The following is a 26,245-nucleotide window of genomic DNA, read 5'->3' as shown; positions in this document are numbered from 1 at the left end:
CTGCGCGGGCGTCAGCCGTCCAGGCCCCGGGCCAGGTCCGCCTGGATATCGGTTATGGCCTCCAGGCCCACGGCCACCCGGATCAGGCTCTCGCCCACGCCCTGTTCCTCGCGCTGCTCGGGGGTGAGCCGCCCGTGCGTGGTGGTGGCCGGATGGGTGATGGTGCTCTTGGTATCGCCCAGGTTGGCCGTGATGGAAAGCATCCTGGTGGCATCGATCACCCGCCAGGCCAACTCGCGCCCTCCCGTGACCTCGAAGGAGACGATGCCCCCGAACCCCGACTGCTGGGCCTTGGCCAGCTCGTGCTGGGGATGATCCTCGAGCCCGGGAAAATGCACCCGTGCCACCCGGGGATGGGCCTTGAGCCAGCGCGCCAGGTGCAGCGCATTCTCGCTGTGGGCACGCATGCGCAGGCTCAACGTCTCCAGACCCTTGAGGAACACCCAGGCATTGAATGGGCTCATGGTGGGACCGCCGGTGCGCAGGAAACCGAACACGTCCTTGCCGACCCGTTCGGCATCGCCCACCACGGCGCCGCCCACGCAGCGCCCCTGCCCGTCCAGGTACTTGGTGGCCGAATGGATGACGATGTCCGCCCCCAGCGCCAGCGGCAACTGCAGCGCCGGAGTACAGAAACAGTTGTCCACCACCAGCAGGCAGCCCCGGGACCGGGCCAGATCCGCCAGTGCGCGGATGTCCACCAGTTCCGTCAGCGGATTGGACGGCGACTCCACGTAGAGCATGCGCGTCTCCGGACGGATCGCCGCCTCCCAGGCTTCTAGATCGGGCAAGGGGACGAAATCCACCGGCACGCCGAAACGGGTCAGGTAATTGGTGAACAGCGAGGTCGTGGTGCCGAACACCGAGCGTGACGAGACAATGTGGTCACCGGCCTTGAGCAGCGCCATGCACGTGGACAGGATCGCCGACATGCCTGACGAAGTGGCGATGCAGGCCTCCCCGCCCTCCATGGCCGCCAGGCGTTCCTGGAAGGTACGCACCGTGGGGTTGGTGAACCGGGAGTAGATGTTGCCGGGTTCCGTACCGCCAAACCGCGCCGCCGCCTGGGCCGCGTTCTCGAACACGAAACTGGACGTGGGGAAGATCGCCTCGGAGTGTTCGCCCTCATGGGTCCGGTGCTGCCCGGCGCGTACGGCACGGGTCTCGAATGCGTAATTCTCGGGATCTTTCATGATCGGGTCCGCCCTGGTGCCCTGGCCACGCTGAGACGGCCTCGGAGCGCACAATACGATGGTGTCTGGAAGCCGTGGATCGGCTCTGCCACCATGATACACGACCGGTGGAACTCCTGGCCGACGGCTGGTCCAATGGGCGGGACGAAATCCGTCGAAGTCCGCGCCGCAGAATATTAATATTGCGCCCCCCACCACCTCACACCCGGGACCCGCCTGGCCATGCTCGCCACCGTCGCCTCGATCTATTCGCTCCTGCTCGGCATGGGCATCCTGCTGGCGGGCTCCGGCCTGCTCGGCACGCTTCTGGGGCTGCGTGCCGCCATGGAGGGCTACTCCGAACTGATCATCGGCGTGATCATGTCGGCCTTCTTTCTGGGTTACATCGTGGGCTCCTTCGTGTCGCCCGCCCTGATCCGCCGTGTGGGACACATCCGGACCTTCGCAGCCCTGGCGGCGGTGGCCTCGGCGGCCTCGCTCCTGCACGGGCTGCTGATTGACCCGGTGGTCTGGTGGGTACTGCGGATCATCACCGGCTTCGCGGTGCTGGGCCTCTACATGGTCATCGAGAGCTGGCTCAACGAACAGGTGCGGCAGAAAAGGGGCCAGGTGTTCGCCATCTACATGATGGTCAGCCTCATCGCCCTGGGAGTGGGGCAGTTCCTGATCCTCGCCTACGGTCCCGGCAACCTGGCGAGCTTCGTACTGGTGGGCATGCTGTTCTCGCTGGGGCTGCTGCCGGTGGCGCTCACCCATGTCTCCCAACCGATCCCGGTGGAGACACCGCGCTTTCCCCTCAAGGGCCTGTACCGGAATTCGCCGGTGGGCTTCGTGGGGTCACTGGTCTCCGGCATGATCACCGGTACGTTCTGGGGTCTGTCGGCGGTGTTCGCGCTGTCCATCGGACTGGACAACCTGGGCGTGGCGCTGTTCATCAGCGCGGTGATCTTCGGCGGCGCCCTGCTGCAGTGGCCCATCGGGCACCTGTCCGACAACCGCGACCGGCGCGTGGTGCTGGTGATGGTCTGTCTGGTGGGCGCCATTGCCGCCACCGCCATCTTCGCCGTGGCCGGGACCTCGCTGATCGCCCTGCTGGTGGCGGCCGTGCTCTACGGGGGGTTTTCCTTCTCCCTCTACGCCCTGAGCGTGGCCCATACCCATGACCGGGTGGACGTGCACCACGTGCTGGAGGCCACACGGGGCCTGCTGCTGCTCAATGGCGTCGGCGCCTCCCTCGGCCCCGTTCTCACGGGCCTTGCCATGCACTACACGGACACCCGCACCCTGCCCCTGGTCATGGGCATCCTGCTGGTGATACTGGCCCTGTTCATCCAGCACCGCATCCGCGTCGACCGCCCGGTGCCCGCCGAGGAGCAGGGCGAGTTCGTGCCCGTCACCCGCACCTCGCCCATGGCCGCCGAGATGGATCCGAGAACCGACGTGGAGCCGGAACTGGACCTGAAGGGGTAAACGGAGGTTCAAAGTTCAAGGTTCAAAGTTCAAGGGAGAGGCGCTTTCGGCTCGCTACCCGGCGAACAAGGCACGCGCAGGCCCTTTGAACTTTGAACTTTGAACTTTGAACTTTGAACTTTGAACTCATTCAACGTAGTCGAGCCGCAGCCGCCCCCCGACGCTGCACAGGAGCTCATAGCTGATGGTGCCCGCCGCCACAGCGATCTCGTCCACCGGGAGTCCCTCGCCCCAGAGGGTGGCCATGTCGCCCACCTGCACATCCGGCACGTCCGTCACATCCACCGCCAGCATGTCCATGGATACCCTGCCCAGCAGGCCGCAGCGCCTGCCATGCAACAGCACGGGCGTACCGCTGGGCGCGTGACGCGGATAACCGTCGCCGTAGCCCATTGCCACCACCGCCAGGCGGCTTGGCCGGGTGCACACGAAACTGGCGCCATAGCCCACCGCATCGCCGGGTTTCAGGGATTTCACCGCCACCACGGGCGCAGTCACGGTCATCACCGGCCGCAGCCCCAGCTCATCCGCCGTGGCGCTCACGATGGGCGAGGCCCCGTAGAGCATGATGCCGGGGCGCACCCAGTCGCGGCGGGCCTCGGGCACGGTGAGGATGGCCGCCGAATTGGCCATGCTGCGTTCACCCGGCAGATCCACGGTGGCCTCATCGAAGACCCGGATCTGGTCGGTGGTCTCGTCGCGCCCGGGCTCGTCGGCGCATGCCAGATGGGTCATGAGTCCGGGGGTACCCGCCACCTTGCCGGTGTCGTCAAGCCGCTCCAGCAGGGCATGAACCCGTGCCGGCTCAAAGCCAAGCCGGTACATGCCGGTATCGAGCTTGAGCCACACGGCAACCGGCGAGTTGAGCCGGGCCGCCTTCAGGCAGGCCAACTGGCCCGGCTCGTGCACCACCGAGCGAACGCCCAGATGGGCCGCGGCCGCCAGCTCCTCGGTGTCCTTGAATCCCTGGAGAAGGATGATCCCGCTCTGTACGCCCGCATCGCGCAGCACAGCGGCCTCCTGAACGCAGGAAACCGCCAGGCCGTCGCATTCACCGGCAATCGCCCGCGCCACCTCCAGCATGCCGTGGCCGTAGGCCTGCGCCTTGATCACGGCCATGATCCGGCTGCCGGATGCCGCGTCACGGGCGACTCGAAGATTGTGGCGCAGGGCGCTGAGGTCGATGCGGGCGCGGGCGGCCCTTCTCACGAAAACGCCTCGTTGGAATAGACCTCGGGCACATAGTTCTCGAAGCGGGTGTACTGGCCCAGGAAGGTCAGGCGCAGCGTGCCGATGGGGCCGTTGCGCTGCTTGGCGATGATGATCTCGGCGGTGCCCTTGTCGGGGCTGTCCTCGTTGTAGACCTCGTCGCGGTAGATGAAGCAGATGAGATCCGCGTCCTGCTCGATGGCCCCCGATTCGCGCAGGTCCGACATCACGGGACGCTTGTTGGGGCGCTGCTCCAGGCTGCGATTGAGCTGCGAGAGCGCAATAACCGGCACGCTGAGTTCCTTGGCGAGCGCCTTGAGCGACCGGGAGATCTCGGAAATCTCGGTGGTGCGGTTCTCGCTGCTGCCGGGCACCTGCATGAGCTGCAGGTAGTCCACCACGATGAGCCCCAGCTGCTTGTGCTCACGCATCAGCCGGCGGGCCCGGGCGCGCACCTCGCCGGGGGAGAGGGCCGGACTGTCGTCGATAAAAAGCTGCGCCTCGGAGAGCATGGACACGGCGCTGGTGAAGCGGGGCCAGTCATCGTCCTCAAGGCGGCCGGTGCGCAGGCGCTGCTGGTTGATGCGCCCCAGCGAGGAGAGCAGGCGCAGGGACAGTTGCTCGCCCGGCATCTCCATGCTGAACACGGCCACCGGTGACTGCTGCTTGAGCGACGCGTACTCGGCGATATTCATGGCGAAGCTCGTCTTGCCCATGGAGGGGCGCCCGGCGATGATGACCAGGTCCCCGCCCTGCAGGCCGGAGGTCATCTCGTCGAATTCGCTGTAACCGGTGGGCAACCCGGTGATCGGGTCGTCACGCTCGTAGAGCATCTCGATGTGCTCCACGGTACTGCGCATGAGCGCGCGCATGGCGCGAAACCCCTGTTGCGCGCGCGTGCCCTGCTCGGCAATCTCGAAGACCTTCTTCTCAGCGGTATCCAGCAGTTCGCGGCTTTCCCGGCCCTCGGCATTGAAGCCCGAATCGGCGATCTCGGTGCCTACGCTGATGAGCTGGCGCAGTACCGAGCGCTCGCGCACGATGTCCGCGTAGGCGCGGATATTGGCCGCGCTCGGGGTGTCCCGTGCCAGCATGCCCAGGTAAGCGAGCCCGCCGGCGGCCTCCAGATCGTCCCGGGCCTCCAGGCGTTCCGACAGGGTGATCACGTCAAAGGGGGTGTTGCGCTCGGCGAGCTCGGCGATGGCGCGGAAGATCAGGCGGTGATCGTGGCGGTAAAAGTCCACCTCGGACAGGCGGTCGGCCACGGCATCCCAAGCATCGTTGTCCAGTAGCAGACCGCCCAGCACGGCCTGCTCGGCCTCCTGGGAATGGGGGGGCACCTTGAGTGCCTCGGTGCCGCCGGAGGATACGGGATTGCGCTGCGGTTCAGGCATGGGATCCGCCATTGGAGTGCGGTTGGAACAGTATGCATCAGGCGGCACGGTACCGCACCCGTCCGGACGAAAGCCGGAGGCAAAACGCCCGGGGGACGAGGCCCCCCCGGGCGCTAAGGGTCGCGGTCAGGGTGCCCTGCTCCGGCGCCGGATACCCGGGTCCGGCACGCGGCAGGGGCGCCGGGGGGGCGCGCACCCGACCGATGCTGCCGCGGTGATGTGGATCAGCCCCCCGGCGCCCCGGGGTACGCGCCTGTCTACTGTTCGGCGACCACCACCACCTTCACGGTGGCGTTCACATCGGTGTGCAGGTGCACGTCCACCTCGAACTCGCCGGTCTGGCGGATGGGGCCCTGCGGCATGCGCACTTCACGCTTCTCCACTTCGACGCCGGCGGCGGTGACCGCCTCGGCGATATCGTGGGTCCCCACGGAGCCGAACAGCTTGCCCTCGCCCCCGGCCTTGGAGGCGATGGTGACGGGTTCCAGGGCATCGAGCTTCTCCCGGCGCGCCTCGGCGGCAGCCAGCGCCTCGGCGGCGGCCTTCTCCAGCTCCGCGCGACGGGCCTCGAACTCGGCGATGTTCTCAGCGGTGGCAAACCTGGCCTTGCCCTGGGGCACCAGATAGTTGCGCGCGTAACCGGAACGCACGCGCACCTTGTCGCCCAGGTTGCCCAGGTTATCCACCTTCTCAAGCAGGATCACTTCCATCTTCGTTCACCTTCGTCGTTGACGATTGTTGCTTCGGGAACACGCCGTACAGATTCGGCGCTTCCTCAACCAGGACCCGGGCGGTTACCCAGGCGAGTTCTGAAATCCAGCATGCTGTCCATGGCGCCGAACGCCGCCAGCATGATCATCATGTGCGGCATGGCAATCCCCAGCAGTACGTACATTCCCACCAGCCAGAACCTGTTCATGCCCAGCTGCCGGGTCAGGCCGTGGACCAGGGCGACCCCCTGGATGAAGAACGCCACCAGGAACACCAGACTCATCTCGGTGAGCAGGTTGGACTGTCCCACCCAGGCCCCTGCCAGCAGGCCCACCAGCACCAGCGCCGGCACCTTGCCCAACCGCAACTGCTGGAATTCCTCGGCAAAACCGCCGGGATTGTACAACGCCGCCTGCCAGTAGCGGGCGATGATCATGGCCAGCACGAGACTCAGCATCATGGCCGCCGCCAGCATGCCGGTCATCATCGGTGCCACCTGGCGGAAGGTCTCCTCCAGTTCCGCCGGACTCATGCCGGTCTGCTGAAACACCGGACCCAGCGTGCCCTGGAGCACCGTCACCCACATCTGCGCCACATCCGGCACCGCCGCATGCACCAGCAGGATGCCCCCGCAACCCAGACCCGTGGCGGTGAGCAGCATCATCGGCCACGACACCGTGCGCCTGAGCACCTCCGCCAGAACCAGGGCCGGCAGCCACTGCACAAGGCCCGTGGCCAGACCCACCAGGGGCTCCACGCCCACGGCCCACGCCAGCGCGGCGAGCATCACCACGGCGATGGCGGCCAGCGCCGCGCCATGGCCAGGTCCGGCACGCAGGGTCACCAGGGCGATCGCCGCACTGCTGACAATCCCCAGCGGGGGCAACACCAGCCCGCCCACTCCGAAACCGACGGTCGCGGTCACGGCGCGCGTGCGGCTCTGCATGATAAACGACGCCAGCGCTTTCATGATTTCACGGGCCGGCGGGAGTCAGCCGCCCGCCGGGATCCGCTCGATCAATGGTTGTCGGTGTAGGGCAGCAGGGCCAGGTAACGGGCGCGCTTCACGGCGGTGGCCAGCTGACGCTGATAGCGGGCGCTCGTGCCGGTAATGCGGCTGGGCACGATCTTGCCCGTCTCGGTGATGTAATTCTTCAGGGTGTTGAGATCCTTGTAGTCGATGAACTCGACACCCTCGGCGGTAAACCGGCAATACTTGCGGCGGCGAAAGAAACGGCTCATTGGTCAATTCCTCGGCTGTAATCGGGGCTGGGCGGGTCAGTCGGCGGACGCGCGGCGTTCGTTCTGACCGTCGTCGCTGTCGTCAGCGTCGTCGCTGTCATCCCCGCGTCCGCGGCGCGGCGCATCGTCCTTGTCCTCACCCTTGCCCTCGTCCTCGTCACGGCCCTTGGCCAGCAGCGAGGTCTCGGTGAAGGCCCGGTCCATGCGCATGACCAGATGACGGATCACCGCGTCGTTGAAGCGGAAGGCACTGACCAGTTCCGCAAGCGCACCGTCGCCGCACTCCACATTCATGAGCACGTAATGGGCCTTGTGGATCTTGTTGATGGGATAAGCCAACTGGCGGCGGCCCCAGTCCTCCAGCCGGTGGATCGTGCCGCCGTCGCCCTCGATGAGGCCGCGATAACGCTCGATCATGGCCGAGACCTGCTCGCTCTGGTCCGGATGGACCATGAACACGATTTCGTAATGACGCATTTACCTGCTCCTTACGGGTTAAAGCCTCCCGGACCATCCGGTGAAGCAAGGAGAATTCCCGGGCCGGGCCCGGAAAAGCCGCCAATAATAGCCGCTGGCCGCCCGTGGCGCAATCCGCCCCGGGATCGACGCCGGTCGCGGGGCTCGGAGAAACCCGCCTTCCGCTTCACGTTACCCGGCGCGTCCCGGGCCAGCCATGGCTGGCCCGCCTTGCAAGACCAATGGTAATGCATGGAAAATGATGGCTCGACCGCCTGAACGGGGCGTGAGCGACGCGATACAGATCTGCAGGAGGCACTTATGGCAGTCATGGAAAGACTGGGATTCGGTATCGACAGTTCGCGCAACAACCTGATCGCACTGTTCCTGATACTGATCGTGTTTGCCGCACTGGGCCTGCGCCTGTGGGCCAGCACGCAGATGGCGAACCTCACCGGCCCCCAGCAGATCACGGCGCAGGGCCATGATCTGCTGATCAGCATGGGTGATGCCCTGCTCCGGGTATCCCCCGAGGGGGCTCTGCACGGAACGTATCCGCTGGCCGCCCTCGGCGCGGCGGACCACCTCACCGATCTGCACGCGCTATCGGACGGATCCACGCTGATTGCCGTCAGCCGCCCGCCGCAGCTTCTGCGCTGCCGGCTCGAGTACGCCGAGTGCACTTCGCTTGCCGATGGTGACCGGCTGCCGCAAGGCCGCGCGTACAAGCTGTGGACCGACCCGGCCGGCGAAGGACTGTTCATCGCCGACAGCGGTGCGCACCAGGTGCTGAAAGCCGATAACCTCGATGGCCCGCTACCCCGGTCACTGGCGCTGGACCCCCGTCCGCGTTTCCCCAATCAGCTTGCCATGCATGGCGGCCTCCTGTGGCTGGCCGACACCAACCACCACAGGCTCGCCGCGTACCGCATCGATGGCACCGGGGGACGGATGGTCCGCTCCATTGAATCCGGCGCCCACCCTGACGCACGCCGCACGCGGGTATGGCCCATCGCCTTCACCTTCGACACCGGGGACCGGGCCTGGGTGATCAACGGCGACAACAGCCTCGGCCACGGCGACCTGCTCGGCTTTTCCGCAGACGGGCAACCGCTGACCCGCATCGCCCTGCCGGGCGATGCGGACCCGGTCTTTCTGACGCGCCTGGACGACCGCCTGTTCGTCACCGACCGCTCGCGCATGACTGTCTACCGCGTGAATCTCACCACGCTGGAGGTCAGTGAACTGGGGGGTGCTTTCGCCGAACGCATGGCCGAGTTCCGCGCCGGGCGCCAGCGCTTCGCGGCATTGAGCAGCACCGGACTCTGGACACTCCTGGGGGCGCTGGCCCTCGGCCTCGTGCTGGCCGGAGGCGGCCTGATGGAGCGCCCCCGGTCGCGGCAGGATGACCACGCCCAACTGTCCCGGGGTACCGAAGGCCGGGCCGTCACGTCCCGAAAGATAGCCTCCTTGCGCCCGGCAGAGCGGTTCCCCAACGTGGAATGGCTCGAACCCGATCCGAGGACCATGGGCCTGGTCCGACTGGCATTGGGCCTGGTGACTGCATTCACTCTCCTGCTGCCGTTCCTGGTCATGGCCGCGTTGCGGCAGAACACCCCGCCCGACTGGTTCTCCACTCACGAAACCCGCGCATTTCTGGCCGTACTCGCAGTGTTCGTCATGGTGACCCTGCTCATGCTCTGGCTGGTCGTGCGAGGCCTCAGGACCCGGCTCGGCGTGCGCGGCGGCCTTCTGTACCTCCGCGACCACCGGGGCAATGCACTCGAGATCCCGCCCGAGGTGGCGGTCAGCAGCCGCAGGGCCATTGCCCATGGCCCGATCACCGTTGTGCTGGGCGACATTCACCGTCGTTCCCTGTATGACGCGCAAACGCTTGAAATGAAGATCAAACCGCTGCTCGACCGCTCCCGGACCCTCGGACCGATCCGTTTCTCCATTTACCAGTTCCAGCAGCGCCAGTTCACCGCCATCGCCGGCACCGTCCTGCCCCTCCTGGGGCTCACGACGCTCTATGGGGTATTCAAGTGGTTCTGAAATCCGAACGCCGGTGCCGGTCTGGTCTCGTCGTGCAGGCAAAGGGCCGTCCCCTTCCCCGGTCCGGCGTCCGGGCTGGCATTCACGCAGCAACAGACGTACAGATGTAAGGTCTTGCATTCAGACTGGATTGCGCATTCCGTGGCAGGTCCGTGAATGGAAGACCCGGCCCCGCCGGTTCTCACCGCAAAACAACAAGCAGACTCCCTGGGAGGGAACAACATGGAAAATCAGACCGCCTCCGGCGATATCCGTGCACTGATCGAGCCTCTGCACCGCGCCAAGTTCTGGATGCAGTTGATCGGCGTGATGCTCATCATCTCCGGGGTGCTCACGGCACTGTCCATCGTCGGCATCATCGTGGCCTGGATCCCCATCTGGGCGGGTATCGTGCTGATGCAGGCCGCCGGCGCAGTCCAGCGGGCCCACGAATCGGCGAATCCGCAGGACCTCGGTCGCGCCCTCGGTCGCCTGCGTATCTACTTCACCATCTTCGGCGTGTTCCTGCTGATCTATCTGCTCATCATGGTGGCGGCCATGATCTTCGGCGTCGGCGCAGGCCTCATGGGCATGGGCGGGATGGCGTAGCACGCGCATGTCACCAGGCGCGCAAGACAGTCATTGCTCCAGGGATCAATGACTCAAGGGCCCCGAAACGTCGGGGGCTTTCTCCTGCGAAGGATGGCAGGCGGACAGGCGAGTCCGCCACGGACGGAGAACAGACCTCCCGCGACGCTCAACCCAGAGCCACGCTCACCCCCATAATTCCGCAACCGTTACCAATGTGCCGTCCAGCGCACAAATCCCCGCTCCATGGTTCGCGGCCAAGCCTCCCCTTCCCGCAAAGACGCCCCGTGAATCCTTGACTGTTACCGCTTGCGCCCATATAGCCGCCAGGCGCCGAGGAGTCCAAGCAAGCCGCTCATGCCCAGCAAGCCGTACAAACCCATGATCGGGATCGGCCGGGCGTCCTGGATCAATTGACTGGTGCTGACCGGCGTGAATGTCAACGTACTGCTATTGTCGCCAATCTGCGGCATCTGATCACCCGCGCCCTGATCAACGGTATCGTTGAGGATATTGGTGTACACCTCGATACCAGACAGAGAGTTGGTTCCGTTGTTACACCAGAAATTTATATCCGACATGAAATCAGGCGTAAACTCAAGGTAGGCACCACCGCAGTCGGCCAGTGAGAAGGTTGTACTCCCGCCCACGACATTGCCCCCCGATATGGTGATGGAAACGCTGAGGAGGTCCCCGGTGCTCTGCGTATCCTGCGATAGCGGCTGCCCATCTGCCACGACCTGATCATCCCAGGTAAACATCCCGGTCCCCGTCTCACCGTTGTCACCTGAGATGGAGAATGTATGCTGCTGGATAGCAGCCAGCGCTATCGGAGCAGAGGATGCGAGCAGAACCCCTGCCGCCATGGCTATGTACTTTCTTTTAAATGATGTGGATCTCATGCGTGCTCCCCCGAACTGTGAACAAGCTGCCCGTTAAAGCAGAACCTGCAATAGGAAATCTGCATTTCAGGCAGGCGCATGAAAAGTCTAACCCGCATTCTACTGAGACGCTACGCAGTCATTCCTGAATCCGTTTCACCATCACTGTGCAGTCCCGGGCGATCTCGATCGGGGCCGGGAGAACCAATCCGATGTCCACGAAGAAAGGGACGCCCATTTGCGTCCTTCCGGCCTCAGCCCCTTCTGTCGATCTTCACGTCATCATCGTGATGGGTCTCCCAGCCCGTGATCATCACGCGGATTTTCTCGAACGGCGTGTGCCCGGTAGTGGTGAGGTAGACGTGGATGATCACGAAAGCCAGCATCAGGAAGGCGCCAAGCGTGTGTGCGAGGGACACCTGCTGCAGACCGATGGCCTCCGGCAGGTACCCCTGCAACCGACCCCAGAACAGGTAGATCAGCCCGGAGATCCAGATGAGCGGGTTGATCAGCAGCTTGACACCCAGGTACGCGAGCCGCTGGAGGGGATTGTGCTTGCGCTCCACCGTGATGCGGTAGGGGTGCTCCTCGCCCACGAAGATGCCGTACACGTAGTAGCGGATCATGCGATCGATGTTGCGCACAGTGGGGATGTACTGCCTCCATGCCCCGGTGGTGAAGTGCCAGAAAATGGCAAACACCCACAGGGTGATCAGCAGGTAGGCGGCGATCTCGTGCACCGCCACCGCGGTACGGAAATCGATGAACCCATGGCTGCCGTGAATCGCAAAACCGGAGAACAGCAGCACGAAGATCAGCGCAGCCTGCGTCCAGTGCCAGAATCGTTCGAAACGCGTGAACAGGTAGATGTCTCTGCTCATGGCCTACCCCTTGCGTCTGCCGCGCGTCAGCACCCGCAGGCTGCCGTGCACGACGACACCCAGCAGCATCAAACCCGCAAGGCCGAAACCGAAAAAGTCGAGCCAGCGATTGCGGTCACGGCCCGGCATCCAGATGCCGGGCACGTCCTCCAGCCGTCCGCCGACGGTGTGGCAATCGCCGCATTGCAGCGCCTGTTCCGCCGGCGCCACCATGTGGGTGATCGGCCAGAGCATCAGGGTATCGACGAAATCGAACTCGCCACTGTATGGCCGCCCGGACGCTTCCATGCCCGCCCGAAGGGCCACGGGCCAGTCGAAGTTCAGCCACAAGGCAGTCTCCGCGTGCACCGCGACGTTGGGTACCAGCAGGGTGTTGTACACGGTGTCGTAGGGCTGCCTGCCCCGGTAGGGCTTGACCGGCCAGATCCGCGCGTTCTCCGCTCCGGGCCGGCCCAGGTACTCGTTGATCCTGACGGGCTTGTCGGGGTCGATGACCGCATCCGGCTGAAGATAGTGCACCCGCCCGTCAAACCACACGTATGCCGGGACGACATCCTCGCCAAGTGTGTAATCGCCCTTTCGGCTGTCGTAGATGACCCTCCCCTGCTCATCACGGATCAGGAATGGCTTGCCATCCTCGTCGAGCCGGCCGGCGGTGGACCAGTCCCAGCGCATCTTGGTCGCAACTCCGCCGCGGGCGTAGCTGGGGATATGGCAACTCTGACAGGCCAGCGTCCGGGCGTGGTCGTTCAGGCGCCCGGCATGCATCGGCCCCTGCACATGAGGGCGATCCCCGTGACAGGCCTGGCAGGTCGCCGGGTTTCGATCCTCGTCCCGGCCGCGCATGATCGGCCCGCGCGGATCGGCCGCCGTCATGTCGAGGCGGCTGCCCGGCACCACATGGTTCTCGGTGAGGTGGCATTCGACACAGGCGAAGTTCAGGCCATCGGAGGCCATGTGCACATCCAGTGACTCCGGCGGATCCACAAGCGACGAGTCCAGATCGCCGTGTTTCACCCCGTCACCGCCGCCACCGTAGAAGTGACAGCTGCCGCAGGTCGCGCGTGAGGGGATATCCACGCCTTGCGCGACGGACACCAGGTCGACCGGCTCCAGGTACTGACCCGAACCCGCCGGCCACTCCATGCGCTCGTAGGGCGGGTGCCCCGCCAGGCCCGATATCTTGCTGTAACCGCCGGTGTTGTGACACGCCAGGCAGTCGACCCTGCTCTCGTCGCTGAAGTCGAAGGTCTCGTCCTCCCACCCGAAGCCCGCATGGCATGAGGTGCAGAACGCCTCGTTGGACTGAAGGCCAATGCAGAATGCGTTGATCATGGTCTTCTTGCCCAGCCGCTGGCCGGTGAGCGGGTCCTCGTAGTCCCAGGTCCAGTGGGGCGTGGCCATGACCTGTCTGGCGGCCTCGGTGTGGCAACCCAGGCAGGCCCTGGTGACGTCCTCGCCCGTCTGGAAGGGCCCTTGCAGTTCCTCGAGCTTGCTGTGATCAACGGTGGTCGCGAGCGCCGGGGCAAGGCACGCAAGTGGCAGGCCCACGAAAAGAAACCGCGGCGACCACGTCTTTCTCCGAAGCCGTTCTGACATGGCGTGTCTCTCCACATGGTCACCGGTCGGCCAGGGTGTGCGGAATCGCCGCCCGGAAGGTGACCGATTCACCTCACCCGTATGCCACTACCCCGGGGTGCCCGGAGCGTCCCTGAGCCCGGCACCTCCTCTCGGAAAATATAGTCCATCCCGGGCGGAAATCGCCGATACGGAAACTGCTGCGATACCGCTGGGGATGTGGTTCAAGCGCGCTACGGATATGGCGATTGGAAGCGGGTTAGGACTGATCGCAGAACTGTCGGGTGAACGCTTCGAAACCATTCAACCCAAGGTTGCAGTTTCTCAACAGCACGGAACCCGCGGACAACACATGCTCGAGGATCTCGCCTGTGGCACGGTCAACATGCGCACATGACTCTTGGGCCTAGAATATGACAGTGCCGCCCGGTGGCAAGGATGCCAGGTCTGGCATGCGACTTATCCCCGCCGCTGCCGCATCGCCTCGAACAGGCACACCCCCGTGGCCACCGACACGTTGAGGCTTTCCACCGTCCCCTGCATGGGGATGTGAACGAGCAGGTCGCAGCGCTCCCGGGTGAGGCGGCGCATGCCCTGGCCTTCGGCGCCCAGCACCAGCGCGAGGGGGCCCTTGAGATCGGCCTGGTAGAGATCCTGCGGGGCATCGTCGCTGGTGCCCACCACCCAGACGCCGGCTTCCTTGAGCTGGTCCAGGGTGCGGGCAAGATTGGTGACCTGAACGAAGGGCACGCTTTCGGCGGCGCCGCTGGCCACCTTGCGGGCCACGGGGGTCAGGCCGGCCGCCCGGTCCCGGGGCACGATCACGGCGGTCACACCCGCGGCATCCGCGGTGCGCAGGCAGGCACCGAGATTGTGGGGGTCGGTGACGCCGTCCAGCACCAGCAGCAGCGGGCTGCCGGCGCGCGCCACCAAGTCCGGAAGGTCGGCCTCGGTGGCCGGCTCAGGCGCCTCGCAGACGGCCACCACACCCTGATGACGCTCACCGGGGCAGAGGCGGTCGAGGGCTTCGCCGTCCACGCGTTCCACGGGCACACGGGCGTTGCGGGCGGCCTCCAGGATCTCTCGGATGCGGGCGTCCCTGCGGCCTGCATCGACCCACAGCGTTTGAACCGGCACGGGCCGGCGGCGCAGTGCTGCCAGCACCGCGTGCAGGCCGAACACCTGTTGCGAACCCGCCATGGCCCGCTGCTAGGTACGGCCTGTGCGCCGGCCGCTGCGCCGAGGACGGCGGCGCTTCCTGGTGGCAGCTCCCTCGTCCGTCTCGCTGCCGCCGGTCTTGGTCGGGGCCTCGGCGGCAGGCGCGTCCTTCTCGCCGCCGCCCGCCTTCTTGCGCGAACGTCGCTTGCGCGGCGGCTTCGCCGGCGGTTCTGCGGCCGCGTCCTGATCGGCGGTCTTGCCGCCGGCCGCCTGTGCGGCCGCGCCATCGGCCGGGGCCTTGTCGCCGGTCTTGCGCTTGCCGCGCCTGCGCTTCTTCCTGTCGCCGGTCGCCGGCTCTGCCCCGGGGGCCGGTGTCTCCTCGCGCCGCTTGCGGCCGCGCCCGCGCCGGGCCGTGCCGGGACCGGCATCCCCGGCATCCGGCTCCTCGTCGACGGGCACGAAGTCGATCTTGCGCTCGTCCAGGTTCACCCGCACCACCCGCACCCGCAGGGGGTCGCCCATACGGTAGACGCGCCCGGCGCGCTCGCCGGTCATGCGGTGCCCGACGGGGTCGAACCGGTAGAAGTCGTTGGACAGGCTGGTCACGTGCACCAGACCCTCCACGTAGATGTCCTTCAGTTCCACGAACAGGCCGAAGGAGGTGACCGACGTGATCACACCGTCATAGATCTCGCCCACCTTGTCCTGCATGAACTCGCACTTCAGCCACCCCTCCACATCCCAGGCGGCCTCGTCGGCGCGGCGCTCGGCCATCGAGCAGTGTTCGCCCAGGGCGACCATGTCCTCGTGACTGTAGGCGAAGTTCGGGCCCGTGCCGCCGCGCAGCAGGTGGCGGATGGCCCGGTGCACCAGCAGATCCGGGTACCGGCGGATGGGCGAGGTGAAGTGGGCGTAGTCATCATGGGCAAGCCCGAAGTGACCCACGTCCTCGGGACTGTACACCGCCTGCTTGAGCGAACGCAGCAGCACCGTCTGGATCAGGTGGGCGTCCGGGCGCTCGCGCACCTGATCCAGCAACAGGGTGTAGTCCTTGGGCTGGGGCTCCTCGCCGCCGCCCAGGCTCAGGCCCAGTTCGCCCAGGAACTGGCGCAGGTCCTCGACCTTCTCTGCCTTGGGGCCGGGATGCACCCGGTACAAGGTGGGGATCTTATGCTGCTTGAGGAATTTTGCCGTCGCCACATTGGCGGCGATCATGCATTCCTCGATGATCTTGTGGGCGTCATTACGCTCGTAGGGCACGATGCGCTCGATCTTCTTGCCTTCGCCGAAGATGATCTTCGTCTCGGTGGTGTCGAAGTCGATGGCGCCGCGCTTGTCCCGGGCCTTGCGCAGCACCTTGAACAGGACATGCAGCTCCTCCAGGTGGGGTACCAGCGCCTCGTGCCCGGCGTGCAGCCGGGCGTCCCGGTCCAGCACGATGCCGGCCACCTGCGTGTAGGTGAGCCGGGCATGGGAACGCATCAGCGCCTCATGGAACCGGTAGGACTTGATGCGACCGCGGCTGGTGATGTGCATCTCGCAGGCCATGCACAGGCGGTCCACCTTCGGGTTGAGGGAGCACAGACCGTTGGAGAGCACCTCCGGGAGCATCGGGATCACCCGCTCCGGGAAGTACACGGAGGTCGCGCGATGGCGCGCCTCCTGATCCAGGGCATCGCCGGGCGACACGTAATGCGACACATCGGCAATGGCCACCCACAGACGCCATCCGCCGCTCTCCAGGGGTTCGCAGTACACCGCGTCGTCGAAATCCCTGGAATCCTCGCCGTCGATGGTCACCAGCGGCATGTCGCGCAGGTCGAGGCGATTGCGCTTGGCGGCCGACGATACCCGGGCGCCCAGCTTGTCGGCCGCCTCGGTGACCTCATCAGGCCAGACAAAGGGCAGGCCGTGGGCGCGGATGGCCACGTCGATCTCCAGCCCGGGCGCCATGTGCTCGCCCAGCACCTCGACGATCTCGCCGATGGGCCGGGTGCGCTTGGTGGGCTGCTCGCGGATGGCGGCGATGACGATCTGGCCCTCGCGGGCCCCGCCCATGGACTCCGGCGGGATGAGGATGTCCTGGGTGATGCGCTTGTTGTCCGGGGTCACGAAACCGATGCCGCCCTCGGAGAACAGCCGGCCCACCACTTGCTCGGTGTTGTGCTCGAGCACCTCGATCACGGCGCCCTCGCGCCGGCCCCGGCGGTCCACGCCCACCACCCGCGCCACCGCCCGGTCGCCGTGCAACAGACTCTTCATCTGCCGGGGCGAAAGGAACAGGTCGTCCCCGCCCTCGTCCGGCACCAGGAAGCCGAAACCGTCCGGATGGCCGATGACGCGCCCGCGCACCAGGTCCTCCTGGTTGACCGGCACGTAGGCACCGCGGCGATTGCACACCAGCTGGCCGTCGCGCTCCATGGCGCGCAGGCGCCGTGTGAGCGCCTCGATGTCCACGGGGTCGGACAGGCCGAGCCGCTCGGCGAGCGGGTCAAAGGGGACCGGGCCATCCGCTTCGTGGATGACCTCGAGAATCATTTCCCGGCTGGGGATGGGCCGTTCGTACCGCGCGGCCTCGCGTTCAAACTGTGGGTCTCTGGAGGGCTTCTTCTGTTTTCTTGTCATTTGACACGTGGTTGTCTAGGGAAGGTTTCGATGCCGTTACGGGAACATTGACATCGTTTGTGGGTGACGTTACATTGCGCGCTTCCTGAAGCGCAGGACATTCCTGTCTCGATGCCGAGGTGGCGAAATTGGTAGACGCGCTAGCTTCAGGTGCTAGTGGGGGAAACCCCGTGGAGGTTCAAGTCCTCTCCTCGGCACCATCTTTCCTGTCCGGCTTTTCCCGAAACAAATTCCGGTGAGCGCCGATCGCGCTTTCGGCGAAGGCGCAAGTCTACGCCGGTTGCAGCAAGATTCCTACCGCCCCACGCAGACGGTGCCTGCGGCAAGTGCCGGTGACCGGCTCACTCCGATTCCAGTGCCAGCGCCGATTCCGGCAGGGTCTGCCCCCCATCCACCACCAGGGTCTGCCCGGTGATGTAGCGCGCCTCGTCGGATGCCAGGAACAGCATCGCATAGGCGATGTCCTCTGGCTCGCCCAGGTGCCCCATGGGAATGGAGGCCTCCATCTTGCGCAGATACTCGGGCCCCACGTCCGCGAGTCCCTCCGTGCGTATGTTTCCCGGCAACACGGCATTGATGGTGACGCGGTCCCGGGCGAACTCGATGGCAGCGGTGCGCATGAACCCCAGCATGCCGGCCTTGGTGGCACCGTAGTGCGCCCAGCCCGGGAACCCGGTAATGGGCCCGGTGATCGACGAGGTCAGCAGAACGCGTCCGCCACCCTGGCGGCGCATCTGCGCGGCGCAGGCCTTCACGCAGAAGAAGGCCCCCTTCAGGTTCACATTGTGCACGTGATCCCAGTCGGCCTCGGTCATTTCCTCGATGGTCACCGACGGGAAGATCCCGGCGTTGGCCACCAGCACGTCGATCCCGCCGAAGTGCTTGAGGGCCTCGCCGGCCATCACCTCGACGTCGGCACGTACACCGACATCCGCGGCGCAGGTCTCCGCCCGCCCGCCGTCCTTGCGGATTGTCGCCGCGGTGTCCGCGGCCCCCTGTGCGTCCACGTCCACCACCAGTACCCGCGCGCCTTCCCTGGCAAACACCCGGGCAATGGTCCGCCCGATGCCCTTGCCGGCGCCGGTGACGATCACGCTGCGATCCCTGAATCGGTCAGTCATTTCCCGGATCCCCCGCTCAATGTGCCTTGATGGTTCGATCACTCCTGCCGCCGGAGGTTCGATCCCTGACCGTACCATGCCGGTGATGACCGCATGATGACATCGATCCGGATTTCCGCGTCCTCGCGCAAATACCGTCAGGTGGTGTCCGCCGGGCGGACGTTCAGGGCAGTCAATCCGCAGAAGCAGGAGTTCGTATGCCAGCCGGGTGCTTCGTCGAGAAGCGCCATGTCGGGGAAACGCGCGATGATGCATTGAAGGGCGATACGGGCCTCAAACCGGGCCAGCGTCTTGCCCGGACATTTGTGGCGGCCGTACCCGAAGGCCAGATGACGGTTTGGGGCGCGCCGTATGTCGAACCGGTCTGGATCCGGAAACTCCGTCTCGTCCCGATTTGCCGCCCCCATGATCACACCCGCCTGCTGTCCTTCAGGCGCACCGTGGTGTGATACAGGCCCTGCGGGCGAGGCACGGAACCATGCCCCCATCGCCGCGGGAGAAAGGAATTGCGGGACGGCCTCCCCGCGCGGAATCGTGTCCGCCGGAACCGTCAGTCGAAGGGATGACGCAGGACGATGGTCTGATCCCGGTCCGGACCCGTGGAGATCATGTCCACGGGCACACCGGTGATCTCCTGGATGCGTTCCAGGTAGCGGCGCGCGTTGCCGGGGAGATCCTCGTAACGGGTCACGCCCACGGTGGATTCCTGCCAGCCGGGCATCTCCTCGTAGACAGGCTCGCAGGTGGCGAAGGCCTCGGCACCGGCGGGCGGCACGCTGAACTTGTCATCGCCGCACTGGTAACCCACGCACAGGCGCAGGGTCTCGAGTCCGTCCAGCACGTCCAGCTTGGTGATGCACAGGCCGGTGATGCTGTTGATGGATACCGCGCGGTTGAGCGCCACCGCGTCGAACCAGCCGCAACGCCGCGGCCTCCCCGTGGTGGAGCCGAATTCATGGCCGCGCCGGGCCAGATGCTCGCCCATGGCATCGAACAGCTCGGTGGGGAACGGGCCGGCCCCCACCCGGGTGGTGTAGGCCTTGGTGATGCCCAGCACGTAGTTAAGGTCCAGGGGCCCCACGCCGCTGCCGGTGCACGCGCCGCCGGCGGTGGTGTTGGACGACGTCACGAAGGGATAGGTGCCGTGGTCGATGTCCAGCAGGGTGCCCTGGGCGCCCTCGAACATGACGTTGGCATCCGCAAGTCGCAGCTGACGCAGGCGTTCGGGCACGTCGGTGACCAGCGGCTCCAGCACCTCGGCGTAGGACAGGGCCTGATCCAGCAGCTGCTGGAAGTCGAGGGTGTCGGCCTTGAAATAGTTCTTGAGCACGAAGTTGTGATAGTCCAGCACCTCGCCCAGCTTCGCGGCGAAACGCTCGCGGTAGAAGAGATCGCCCAGGCGCAGGCCCCGCCGGGATATCTTGTCCTCGTAGGCCGGCCCGATGCCGCGCCCGGTGGTGCCGATGGCTGCCTTGCCCCGGGCCACTTCCCGGGCGTGATCCAGGCTCACGTGATAGGGCAGGATCAACTGGCATGATTCGGACAGATGCAGACGCTCGCGCACTGGTACGCCCTCGGCCTCCAGTTCGTTCATCTCCTTCAGGAGCGCATCGGGGGCCAGGACCACACCGTTGCCGATCATGCATTCCACACCGTCGCGCAGGATGCCTGAGGGGATCAGGTGCAGCACGGTCTTCTTGCCGCCGATCACCAGGGTATGGCCAGCGTTGTGACCGCCCTGAAAACGCACCACCGCGGCTGCGTTTTCCGTGAGCAGGTCCACCACCTTCCCCTTGCCTTCATCGCCCCACTGACTGCCGAGCACCACCACAAATCTAGCCATTATCAGACTTCCGTTACGATCCATTGATTGTTGGAATCGCGCGTGAGCATCCGGTCACAGCCCATGCGCCGTGCGTCGTTGTCCTGCCCTTCGAGCCCCTGGATGATCCGCTCGCCGCGCGCCCGCAGGTCCCGGACCGTGTCATCGAGCGCGCCGTCCCCGCCGGGGGGCGCGAAGATCGCCCCGGACACTGTGGCCAGGGGCTGGCTCGAGAGCCGCACCAGGGTCTTGAGATCGGTGCTGAAACCGGTGGCCGGACGGGCACGGCCGAACACGCGGCCGATGTCGTCGTAGCGCCCGCCCCGGGCCAGTTCCTGTCCGTGTCCTGCCACATACGCGGCGAATACGGCACCGGTGTGATAGTGAAATCCACGCAGTTCCGCCAGATCCACGTGCAGGGCCACGTCCGGATAGCGGCGCTGCACGTCCGATGCGATCGCCGAGAGCACGTCCAACGCCCGCGACACCGCCTCCCCGGCGCCCCGGAGCGCTTCCCGCGCCTGGTCAAGCACTTCCGGCCCGCCGTTGAGATCGGCCAGGGCCATGAGCCGGGCGCGGGCATCATCGGCCATGGACATGGCCCCCAGAAACTCGCGGATCTCGGGCAGGGCCTTTCGCTGCAGCATCTCGAAGAGCTGCGCCTGAGCGTCGGCGGAGAGTCCCGCCGCATCGGCGAGACAGCGATAGACTCCCACGTGGCCAAGGTCCAGAAATACATCCCGGACGTCGCAGACCCGGAAGGTCTCCAGCATAAGCCGGATCATCTCCACGTCCCCGTCGGCGCCCTCGTGACCATAGAGCTCCGCACCCACCTGCAGGGGGCTGCGCGAGCCGGCGAAACCGTCCGGCCGGGTGTGCAGGACCGTGCCCATGTAGCACAGGCGCGTGGGCACATCCCGGTTGAGGCTGTGGGCGTCGATGCGCGCCACCTGCGGTGTCATGTCCGCGCGCACACCCATCAGGCGGCCGTTCAACTGGTCGGTGAGTTTGAAGGTCTGTAGATCCAGGTCACGGCCGGTACCGGTGAGCAGCGATTCCAGGTATTCGATCAGCGGCGGCATGACCAGTTCGTAGCCCCAGCCGTGGTAGAGATCGAGCAGTTGCCGACGGCACGCCTCCAGACGCTCCGCCAGGGGGGGCAGGGCTTCCTCGATGCCTTCGGGCAGCAGCCAGCGCTTCGAATCGGTCATGAATCCGTACGTCGTCGTCGTGGACACCGGGCCACGCACCCGGCCGGTGGGTGCCCGGATCAAGGCCCGTGATTATACATACTCGGTGCAAATCGGTCGTGCCCCGGCGGAAAACACCCGTCAGCAGGCCACGCCCGACGGAACCCGGACCGGCGCGAAATGCTCAGGAAGCAAAGGGGTGAGAGAAGATGATGGATGATTCAGCCCGGCTTGCCCCCGTTTGTGCGCTTCACGGCGAAGAACCCGTCACCCCCGAAGCCACCAGAGCAGCAGCGCGCCCAGTACCATGCCGGCCAGCCCCATGGCACGCAACACCCGGTCCGGCAAGGCGGCCACCTGGGTCAGCGCGCGCTTGAATCCCGCCGGGTTGAGGAAGGGCATGAGGCCTTCCAGTACCAGCAGCAGGGCCACGGCGGCAAGGAGATCGTTCCAGAGCATCTGGGCACGGACAGCCCGGACGCTGAAGGGCGGATGTACCGCCCTTCAGCGCCGGATCATTCCGGGGAGGCTGTCGTGCCGGCCGGGTTTCCGAAATAACGGAAGAACTCCGAATCCGGCTCGATGACGAACATGCTGTTGCCGCCCGTCATGGTATTGCGGTAGGCGATCAGGCTTCGATAAAAGGAGAAGAACTCCTCGTCCTCGCCAAAGGCGCGCGCGTAGGTATCCGCGGCACGCGCATCACCCTCGCCTCGCACCCGTTCGGCCTCGCGGTAAGCGTCGGCCAGGATCACTGTGCGGTCACGGTCGGCGCGGGCACGGATGCGCTCGGCCTCCTCGCGGCCCCGGGCACGGAAATCCTGGGCGATACGCTCACGCTCCGCGCGCATGCGCTCGTAGACCGATTCGCTCACCTCGTCGGGGAGGTCCATGCGCCGGACGCGCACGTCCACCAGCACCACGCCGAGTTCCCTTGCGGTATCCGCCGCCTGTTCACGCACGGCACGCATGATGGCCAGACGCTCGGTGGAGACCACCTGTTCCAGGGTGTAGCGGCCGAACTCGTTACGCATGTTGGTGCGCAGGATCTGCGAAATGCGATCCTCCGCGTTGCGTTCGACACCCCGTGTGGACACGAAGAACTGGCCCACGTCGTCGATACGCCACTTGGCGTAGAAGTCGACAATGACGTTCTTGGCCTCACTGGTCAGAAAACGGTCCGGCGGGATGTCCAGGGTGAGGACCCGTGCGTCGAACTTGCGCACGTTGTTCACCAGGGGGAACTTGAAGTGCAGGCCCGGCTCCAGGTCCATGGCCTTGATCTCGCCCAGGCTGAACAGGATCACCCGTTCGCGTTCGTCCACGGTATAGGTGGCCAGGCCGATGACGATTGCGGCCACCACCGCAACGATTCCAAGAATGCGGATCATCAGCGCACCTCCCGGGTTCTGGGATCGGGCCGCTGGCCCAGGCTGGGCAGCGGGGTCGGCGTGCTGTCGATACCACGCTGTTCAGTGGACAGGCGTGGGGCGGCGCCGGTGGCCTGCTGCTGCATGAACTTGTCCAGTGGCAGGTACATAAGGTTGTTGCCGCTCTTCATGTCCACGATCACCTTGTTGGTGTTGCTCAGCACGGCCTCGCTGGTCTCCAGATAGAGGCGTTCGCGGGTGACGGCCGGCGCGCGCTGGTACTCCACCAGGAGCTGGCTGAAGCGCGAGGCATCACCTTCCGCCCGAGCGAGCACCTGCTCGCGATAGGCCTCGGCCTCCTGCGTGATACGGGCTGCCTCGCCTCGTGCCTGGGGCACGATGCCGTTGGCGTAGGCCTGGGCCTCGTTGCGGAAACGGATCTGGTCCTCGCGGGCACGGATGGCGTCGGCGAACGCCTCCTGCACTGCCTCGGGCGGCTGCGCCTGCGGCATGTTGACCCGGATGATCACAACCCCGGCACCGTAGTCGTCCATCGCCTGCTGAATCACCTCCATGGAGGAATCGGCGATCTGGCCGCGCCCTTCACCGAGAATGAACTCCAGGTCGTTCCACTCATGGCGGGCGGCGCCGATGGGCACGAAGTCGCTGGCCAGCAGGGCATCGGTTTCGCGGGGTTCCACCACCTCGGCATCCACATCCATGGCGCCCGCAGGATCGCGCATCATCTGGTCGCGCACGAGCGTAGGCTCCATGGCCACCCGCTCACGGATGGCGGACTCCATCACCTGGCGGACGGTACGTTCCGGATCACGCACGTTGAACAGGAAGGCCTCGGGGTCACTGACCCGGAACTGCACTTCCACATCCACGTCGATGATGTTCTCGTCCGCGGTGAGCATCAGCGCCCGGTGCTGCAGGCTTCGCACACTGCCGATGTCGACCCGCTCCACCCGTTCGATGGGATAGGGCAGATGCCAGTTGGGGCCCGGGTCGGTCACCGTCTGGAAGGCGCCGAATCGCAGCACCACGCCGCGTTCACCCTCGCTGACGATGTAGAAGCCCGAGGCCAGCCACACCACGATCGCGAGGATGACAATCAGGCTGATGCCGGCAGAGGCATGACGACCCATGCCGCCACCGCCGCCACCGTCGCCACCGCCGCCGAACAATCCGCCGAATCGGCTGGTAAGCTTCTTGATCAGCTCGTCCAGATCGGGCGGACCGCCGCCCGCACCCCCACCGCGGCCACCGCCGCCCCATGGGTCGTTGCTGTTCTTTCCTGGTTCATTCCAGGGCATGTATCAGTTCTCCAACGTTCACAATCGATTGCGGGCGTATGTCCATCGGCCCGAACAAGGCAGCCATTCTAGAGGGCGGCCTGCCGTTGCGCAAAACGGGGATGAATTCCCTGACTCCCGACGAGGGCGCGATTCGTCCGGATGCCCGTGTGCCGGGGCCGCCTTCGGTGTCGGTGCCGGTCATCCGCAGCGTCCGGACACGCCGCCAAAACGTCTATCATTCATGAAGATGAGCCGAAATGCGTGCTGGCCTGCCGCGCCGACGTCCGGACTCAGGCGACGTGCTGGCGATCGGACTCCACCAGAGGAGTGAGCCCGGTGTCACGGAAAAGTTCCTCCAGCCGCCGGCGGGGCAGACGAACCTCCAGGCGCATATCGCCGTTGGGCTGCAGCTCTTCGGCGAGTACCGCGCCCATCTCATAAAGCCCGGCCCGCTCCCGACCGGCCGAGGGAGGCAGCGTCATCCAGCCCTGTACCAGAGAGTCGGCAAAACGATCCGCCAGCCACTCCATCAGGAGATCCACACCCTCGCCGGTGTGCGCGGAGAGATACACCCGGGCCGGTTCCCCATGGGCCGCGGGCACCAGACGCGGTCCGGAATCCGGCACGGCGTCAATCTTGTTGAAAACGAGAATCTGCGGCACATCGTTCGCGCCGATCTCATTCAGGACCCGGTTCACATGCTCTATATTGGCCTCGCGTCGCGGGTCGGCGGCATCCACCACGTGCAGCAACAGGCTGGCCTCACGCGTCTCGGTGAGCGTCGCCTTGAATGCGGCGACGAGATCGTGGGGCAGCTGGCGCACGAAGCCCACCGTGTCGGCCAGGATCATGGACTGCTGATCCGGCAGGTCCACACGGCGGAGGGTGGGATCCAAGGTGGCAAAGAGCTGGTCGGCGGCGTAGACACCGGCGCCGGTAAGCCGATTGAACAGGGTGGACTTTCCAGCGTTGGTATAGCCCACCAGGGACACGGTCGGGATCTCGGCGCGTCGGCGCGACTGGCGGCCCTGCTCGCGCTGCCCTTCCACCTTTTCGAGCCGGCGCAGGATCTGTTTGATGCGCCCGGCCAGCAGCCGGCGGTCGGTCTCCAGCTGCGTCTCGCCCGGCCCGCGCAGGCCGATACCGCCCTTCTGGCGTTCCAGGTGAGTCCATCCCCGGACCAGGCGGGTGGACATGTGGCGCAACTGGGCCAGCTCGACCTGAAGCTTGCCCTCATGGGAGCGGGCACGCTGCGCGAAGATGTCCAGGATCAGGCCGGTGCGGTCCAGCACACGGCACTGGAACAGGCGCTCCAGGTTGCGTTCCTGACTGGGGGAAAGCTCGTGATCGAAGATGACCAGTTCCGCGCACTGCTCGACCACGTGACGGCGGATCTCCTCGGCCTTGCCGCTGCCCACGAAAAGGCGCGGGTCCGGCGACTTGCGGGCGCCGGTTACCAGCGCAACGGGCCGTGCTCCGGCGGACCGGGCCAGGTCGGTGAACTCGACGCAGTCGTCATCCCGGGATGCATCGGACAGGGCCATGTGCACGAGCACCGCCTGTTCGCCCTGCTGGGGTCTTTCAAACAATCGCTTGACCTGCCTGTTTCATCGCCAGAACCGCGCGGACCGGAATTTCACGCCTTGCGGCCCTCAGTCCTCGGGCTGCATGTCCTCGGACACGGCCAGCTTCACCGGACGCGAGGGGACGATGGTGGAAATGGCGTGCTTATACACCATCTGGCTGACGGTGTTCTTCAGCAGCACCACGAACTGATCGAAGGAATCGATCTGGCCCTGAAGCTTGATGCCATTGACCAGATAGATGGACACCGGTATCCGTTCCTTGCGCAACGTGTTGAGGAAGGGTTCTTGTAAGGTTTGCCCCTTTGACATGAGCTTGCTCCTGGCATCGATCGCTTAAAAGGAAAATTCTGTTGTTGGGTGGCCTGTCATGCGGCGACTGCGCGACACGTTGACCGGCCCTGTCCTGGAGCTTAACCGACGCAAACCGGGACAATG

At 65.7% G+C, this 26,245-nt stretch carries 25 protein-coding genes and 1 tRNA gene; 5 read left to right on the top strand and 21 right to left on the bottom strand.

Features of this window, described 5'->3' with window-relative positions; translation table 11 throughout:
- Positions 1-11: 11 nt before the first annotated feature.
- Positions 12-1,193, bottom strand: a complete 1,182-nt coding sequence (locus THITHI_RS0115500; protein ID WP_018234022.1) for an O-succinylhomoserine sulfhydrylase — start codon at positions 1,191-1,193, stop codon at positions 12-14.
- A 222-nt stretch (positions 1,194-1,415) separates the two neighbouring features.
- Here THITHI_RS0115500 and THITHI_RS0115495 point away from each other — a divergent pair, with 222 nt between their 5' ends.
- On the top strand, positions 1,416-2,663 hold the full coding sequence (locus THITHI_RS0115495) for an MFS transporter (RefSeq protein ID WP_018234021.1): 1,248 nt from the start codon (positions 1,416-1,418) through the stop codon (positions 2,661-2,663).
- A 126-nt stretch (positions 2,664-2,789) separates the two neighbouring features.
- Here THITHI_RS0115495 and alr read toward each other — a convergent pair whose 3' ends face one another.
- The 6 genes from alr to rpsF form a co-directional block, all read right to left on the bottom strand.
- On the bottom strand, positions 2,790-3,872 hold the full coding sequence (gene alr / locus THITHI_RS0115490; protein WP_018234020.1) for an alanine racemase: 1,083 nt from the start codon (positions 3,870-3,872) through the stop codon (positions 2,790-2,792).
- Positions 3,869-5,266, bottom strand: coding sequence for a replicative DNA helicase (gene dnaB / locus THITHI_RS0115485; RefSeq protein ID WP_051080008.1), 1,398 nt, complete (start codon positions 5,264-5,266; stop codon positions 3,869-3,871). The genes alr and dnaB overlap by 4 nt, the downstream gene beginning before the upstream one ends.
- A 257-nt stretch (positions 5,267-5,523) precedes the next feature.
- Entirely contained in the window at positions 5,524-5,976 is a 453-nt protein-coding gene (rplI, locus tag THITHI_RS0115480) for a 50S ribosomal protein L9 (RefSeq protein ID WP_018234018.1), read from the bottom strand.
- Between the two features lie 65 nt (positions 5,977-6,041).
- A complete protein-coding gene (locus tag THITHI_RS0115475) occupies positions 6,042-6,947 on the bottom strand; it encodes a DUF2232 domain-containing protein (RefSeq protein WP_026186411.1) in 906 nt (301 codons plus the stop codon).
- Positions 6,948-6,994: 47 nt separating this feature from the next.
- Positions 6,995-7,219, bottom strand: coding sequence for a 30S ribosomal protein S18 (gene rpsR, locus THITHI_RS0115470; RefSeq protein WP_018234016.1), 225 nt, complete (start codon positions 7,217-7,219; stop codon positions 6,995-6,997).
- Positions 7,220-7,255: 36 nt separating this feature from the next.
- Entirely contained in the window at positions 7,256-7,696 is a 441-nt protein-coding gene (gene rpsF / locus THITHI_RS0115465; protein WP_018234015.1) for a 30S ribosomal protein S6, read from the bottom strand.
- Between the two features lie 300 nt (positions 7,697-7,996).
- Here rpsF and THITHI_RS0115460 point away from each other — a divergent pair, with 300 nt between their 5' ends.
- Together THITHI_RS0115460 and THITHI_RS0115455 are read left to right on the top strand one after the other, a co-directional pair.
- The gene (locus THITHI_RS0115460; RefSeq protein WP_018234014.1) at positions 7,997-9,730 is read left to right on the top strand and encodes a YncE family protein; all 1,734 of its coding nucleotides are present in this window, start codon (positions 7,997-7,999) and stop codon (positions 9,728-9,730) included.
- Positions 9,731-9,952: 222 nt separating this feature from the next.
- Positions 9,953-10,318 (top strand): DUF5362 family protein, encoded by a 366-nt coding sequence (locus THITHI_RS0115455; RefSeq protein ID WP_018234013.1) that lies wholly within the window; start codon positions 9,953-9,955, stop codon positions 10,316-10,318.
- Positions 10,319-10,599: 281 nt separating this feature from the next.
- On the opposite strand, the gene THITHI_RS0115450 is transcribed toward THITHI_RS0115455, so the two are convergent.
- The 3 genes from THITHI_RS0115450 to THITHI_RS0115435 all read right to left on the bottom strand — a co-directional run bounded on the left by THITHI_RS0115450 (position 10,600) and on the right by THITHI_RS0115435 (position 13,658).
- The gene (locus THITHI_RS0115450) at positions 10,600-11,199 is read right to left on the bottom strand and encodes a hypothetical protein (RefSeq protein ID WP_156820571.1); all 600 of its coding nucleotides are present in this window, start codon (positions 11,197-11,199) and stop codon (positions 10,600-10,602) included.
- A gap of 233 nt (positions 11,200-11,432) precedes the next feature.
- Positions 11,433-12,059: a cytochrome b/b6 domain-containing protein gene (locus THITHI_RS0115440; RefSeq protein WP_018234010.1), complete on the bottom strand. Its 627-nt coding sequence runs from the start codon at positions 12,057-12,059 to the stop codon at positions 11,433-11,435.
- Between the two features lie 3 nt (positions 12,060-12,062).
- Positions 12,063-13,658 carry a tetrathionate reductase family octaheme c-type cytochrome gene (locus tag THITHI_RS0115435; protein ID WP_018234009.1) on the bottom strand — a complete coding sequence of 532 codons (1,596 nt, stop codon included), beginning with the start codon at positions 13,656-13,658 and terminating at the stop codon, positions 12,063-12,065.
- Between the two features lie 196 nt (positions 13,659-13,854).
- Between THITHI_RS0115435 and THITHI_RS0115430 the strand changes: the two genes are divergently transcribed.
- Entirely contained in the window at positions 13,855-14,034 is a 180-nt protein-coding gene (locus THITHI_RS0115430; RefSeq protein ID WP_026186410.1) for a hypothetical protein, read from the top strand.
- Positions 14,035-14,096: 62 nt separating this feature from the next.
- Here the strand turns inward: THITHI_RS0115430 and rlmB are convergent, their stop codons facing one another.
- A complete protein-coding gene (gene rlmB / locus THITHI_RS0115425) occupies positions 14,097-14,837 on the bottom strand; it encodes a 23S rRNA (guanosine(2251)-2'-O)-methyltransferase RlmB (protein ID WP_018234008.1) in 741 nt (246 codons plus the stop codon).
- A 9-nt stretch (positions 14,838-14,846) separates the two neighbouring features.
- Complete coding sequence (gene rnr, locus THITHI_RS0115420; RefSeq protein WP_026186409.1) at positions 14,847-17,420, bottom strand: ribonuclease R; 2,574 nt, start codon at positions 17,418-17,420, stop codon at positions 14,847-14,849.
- A gap of 113 nt (positions 17,421-17,533) precedes the next feature.
- On the opposite strand from rnr, the gene THITHI_RS0115415 reads away from it, so the two are divergent.
- Positions 17,534-17,620, top strand: a tRNA-Leu gene (locus tag THITHI_RS0115415).
- 141 nt (positions 17,621-17,761) lie between these two features.
- Here the strand turns inward: THITHI_RS0115415 and fabG are convergent.
- The 9 genes from fabG to hfq form a co-directional block, all read right to left on the bottom strand.
- Positions 17,762-18,541, bottom strand: coding sequence for a 3-oxoacyl-ACP reductase FabG (gene fabG, locus THITHI_RS0115410; RefSeq protein WP_018234006.1), 780 nt, complete (start codon positions 18,539-18,541; stop codon positions 17,762-17,764).
- A 137-nt stretch (positions 18,542-18,678) separates the two neighbouring features.
- Positions 18,679-19,029: a cytochrome P450 gene (locus tag THITHI_RS0115405; RefSeq protein ID WP_083908758.1), complete on the bottom strand. Its 351-nt coding sequence runs from the start codon at positions 19,027-19,029 to the stop codon at positions 18,679-18,681.
- 62 nt (positions 19,030-19,091) lie between these two features.
- Positions 19,092-20,384, bottom strand: a complete 1,293-nt coding sequence (locus tag THITHI_RS0115400; protein WP_026186408.1) for an adenylosuccinate synthase — start codon at positions 20,382-20,384, stop codon at positions 19,092-19,094.
- A 2-nt stretch (positions 20,385-20,386) separates the two neighbouring features.
- Positions 20,387-21,574, bottom strand: a complete 1,188-nt coding sequence (locus THITHI_RS0115395; RefSeq protein WP_018234003.1) for an ATP phosphoribosyltransferase regulatory subunit — start codon at positions 21,572-21,574, stop codon at positions 20,387-20,389.
- A 246-nt stretch (positions 21,575-21,820) separates the two neighbouring features.
- Complete coding sequence (locus THITHI_RS0115390; RefSeq protein WP_018234002.1) at positions 21,821-22,012, bottom strand: DUF2065 domain-containing protein; 192 nt, start codon at positions 22,010-22,012, stop codon at positions 21,821-21,823.
- Positions 22,013-22,068: 56 nt separating this feature from the next.
- The gene (gene hflC, locus THITHI_RS0115385) at positions 22,069-22,944 is read right to left on the bottom strand and encodes a protease modulator HflC (RefSeq protein ID WP_018234001.1); all 876 of its coding nucleotides are present in this window, start codon (positions 22,942-22,944) and stop codon (positions 22,069-22,071) included.
- Positions 22,944-24,242 carry an FtsH protease activity modulator HflK gene (hflK, locus tag THITHI_RS0115380; protein ID WP_018234000.1) on the bottom strand — a complete coding sequence of 433 codons (1,299 nt, stop codon included), beginning with the start codon at positions 24,240-24,242 and terminating at the stop codon, positions 22,944-22,946. The genes hflC and hflK overlap by 1 nt, the downstream gene beginning before the upstream one ends.
- A gap of 272 nt (positions 24,243-24,514) precedes the next feature.
- Positions 24,515-25,813, bottom strand: coding sequence for a ribosome rescue GTPase HflX (hflX, locus tag THITHI_RS0115375; protein WP_018233999.1), 1,299 nt, complete (start codon positions 25,811-25,813; stop codon positions 24,515-24,517).
- Between the two features lie 63 nt (positions 25,814-25,876).
- Positions 25,877-26,119: an RNA chaperone Hfq gene (gene hfq, locus THITHI_RS0115370; RefSeq protein WP_018233998.1), complete on the bottom strand. Its 243-nt coding sequence runs from the start codon at positions 26,117-26,119 to the stop codon at positions 25,877-25,879.
- Positions 26,120-26,245: the final 126 nt, after the last annotated feature.

The sequence above is a fragment of the Thioalkalivibrio thiocyanodenitrificans ARhD 1 genome (assembly GCF_000378965.1).
Taxonomy (GTDB): domain Bacteria; phylum Pseudomonadota; class Gammaproteobacteria; order Ectothiorhodospirales; family Ectothiorhodospiraceae; genus Thioalkalivibrio_A; species Thioalkalivibrio_A thiocyanodenitrificans.
This window is presented reverse-complemented; position numbering and strand designations above follow the sequence as displayed.